The following is a 2,698-nucleotide window of genomic DNA, read 5'->3' as shown; positions in this document are numbered from 1 at the left end:
AATAGGAATGCGAGTTAAAATATCAGGCTCACAATGGAATATTGAAAATGTTCCTAAAATTCTTTCTTTACGCTGTGCTTACCTAAATGGGATGCTTTATTAATGATGTTTTTACAAAAATGAGATGCACCCCGTTTGCGATCGCGGTATAGTTGTTGTAACTCTACCAGATAGGGGTCATCAAAGCTGGCTAAATCCACTCCCGGACATTGGAGGGAGTTGTACCACCAAATAGCCACGCTATCCCGTTCCACCAATTCCATAAACCCCTGCAAAATCGCTTCTTCCAAGGTATTGCCAGCAGCATTACCATTGGAGTCACCGGAACAGAAGTGATGATCCTTTGATGGGGGATAGTTGTAATAACAAAAGGCGGTAGGCAGATAGCTATGGGTTTGTGTCACTAAAGACCAAACTGGTGTCCATTCAATGGCTTTGCTGCTATCAAACCGTTGCGGCACCCAATTGTGATCGACTCGGGCTTTGTTCAAGGTTTCTCGGTGAGCGTACTGATACTCACTAAACTGCATCACCTGTTCGGGAGGAATAGCAGTATCTCCCAACTCCCCTAAGGTAGAAACAATCCGGGGTTCATCCCCATGATAGATACTGGAATAGCGTTCTACCGCTTCACAGAACCCACTGGCTTTGGCTTGACGGTCAGTTTTCCCTTTGCCAGCACTTTTATGACCCAACAGACGACGCAAACGGTTCAAATTATTGGTGGCAGCACCGTAACTATGAATAGCATGATAGGTATGGAGCAGGGCACTGTCTGGGTCAGACGAACGGACTAGGGCACTGACAACTCCGGTGATGGGACTAACCAGGTGTTGGTAGCGTTTCAGGGTTTGATCGGGAGTAAAGGCACGATGTCCGCCATCGGTAGTGTATTGCTTTTTACGATTAACTAAGGTAACGGGTTGATGAGCGCGATCGCTTAAAAGTTGAGGATTCCCACAAGCAGCACATTGGGGACGATGGGAGAGCTGATGGGTTTCAGTGCTAAGGTTAGTTTGATTGAGGGTAATCACTTTCCCCACCAACGTGGCCAAGTTAGCTGTTTCCTCTACCCCCAGTTGCACTATCCATTTAGCGACTTCAGTGGTAATTAAATTCAGGCCAGTCTCTAAGGTAGAACTGAGGAAAGCGTTGGAAGTAGGCAAACATCCAGTCACCCGACCAAACTCAACACTTTCTCCCTTAAGTTGGCTTGCTTGCTGGGCTTGTTCCCCCCAGGATTGGGGGGTTAGGGGGGCATTTTCCCCCCAGGATTGGGGGGTTAGGGGGGCATTTTCCCCCCAGGATTGGGGGGTTAGGGGGGCAGGTTGATGCGCGCCCCCGTTCCCTGTTCCCTGTTCCCTGTTCCCTACTTCTCCAACACTTCCCGCCTTTCCCTTCTGCTTCAGCACCGACGCTTCCACCTCCCGGTTGCCCCGCAGACGATGAGCTAAACATTGCCAACAGCCAGTTATTCCCGGTTCAAAGATCGGACCAAACCACAACAGTCCTCCGATTGGTTTCGCCAACAGCCAGGCTTGGTTAGTATCTAGGGCGACTTGATTAATCTGAGCTAGTTCCGGTTGTAGATAGTCATCGGTAAGCACGACTAACAGGGTGGGTAACTCTGTTACTGGGGGTTTACCTGTCCAGGGTTGGGTTTGAATGCCAACGGTTGTGAGTTTATCGGTCAAGGGTTGAGTTGAAACATTGCCGACCGCAGTGACATAAACTACGACTTGCCGCAAACAATCATAAGCAGTTTGGGGTTCTACTCCCAGCAAACTCCAGAAAGCAGCAGCAGCCTCTGACAATTCAGGCACCTTTGCAGCGATGTACCCTTTGTCATACAAATTTTCAATCACATAAGCCACCTGGTCTCGGTCAGCGTGCTCTGTCAGTCGTTCACAAATTTCCTCGTAGGTATACTGACCATCCAGCAGCGGCATCAAATGACAGTAAAATTCCCCCGTTAAAGCGTGGGTGGCGTTTTCTGCCAATAGATAAACATGATTGGGTTCAATAATTTCAACGCGATAATGGGGACGGATTTGTAAGAGTGGTTCCATGTTTCTGTTGGGGAGTCGGGAGTCGGGAGTCGGGAGTCGGGAGTCGGGAGTCGGGAGTCGGGAGTCGGGAGTGGGCACTTGCCTGTCACTCTCGGAAAACATTTGTTTATTAACAATAGAGCTAAAGTATACTAAGGGATTGATCGAGCGGTCACGCGATCGCGTCCGCTGGATATTTTCCTGCTCAGAAATACAAAGCAATGATTATTGTAAATTGAACCTCCCCAACCTAAGAGGATGGGGATTCCCAGGCACAACCAACTAAGTGGCTGTTCTCTCCATGGGCGTAACTTTCCCCCGCACCGGAGGTAGCTGGATAGGGTTAATCCCCAGTTTTTCAAGACCCCGAATTTTTATGTTTACTGCACCATTGATATCTGCGTCGTCGTAGTGACCACAATTGGTGCATACAAACTTTTCTTTTTTTCTGTTTTCTTTACTCGTGTGGTGACATTTTGGGCACCTCTGAGATGTGTGCTTGGGATTTATTTTTACAACTGGAATGCCTGACTTTGTTACGGTCGATGTCCCCTATTAAGGGGAGCACCTCCGCTTCAGAACTGGGCGTGAGACTTTCACCTCACCCAGCTCCTGGGTAAACTCGGTCTTTGACCGGCCTTTTGGCTTGC

At 48.7% G+C, this 2,698-nt stretch carries 1 protein-coding gene and 1 pseudogene; both read right to left on the bottom strand.

Annotated elements, in window-relative coordinates; genetic code table 11:
- Positions 1-149: 149 nt before the first annotated feature.
- Positions 150-2,069 (bottom strand): annotated as a pseudogene (locus tag F6K46_RS39215) (TOMM precursor leader peptide-binding protein); the annotation flags it as partial.
- Between the two features lie 261 nt (positions 2,070-2,330).
- Positions 2,331-2,558 carry a zinc ribbon domain-containing protein gene (locus F6K46_RS40510; RefSeq protein WP_366664739.1) on the bottom strand — a complete coding sequence of 76 codons (228 nt, stop codon included), beginning with the start codon at positions 2,556-2,558 and terminating at the stop codon, positions 2,331-2,333.
- Positions 2,559-2,698 lie beyond the last annotated feature (140 nt).

Source organism: Moorena sp. SIO3E8 (genome assembly GCF_010692445.1).
Classification (GTDB): domain Bacteria; phylum Cyanobacteriota; class Cyanobacteriia; order Cyanobacteriales; family Coleofasciculaceae; genus Moorena; species Moorena bouillonii.
The sequence above is the reverse complement of the archived record's forward strand: the minus strand, read 5'-3'. Positions and strand labels throughout refer to the sequence as shown.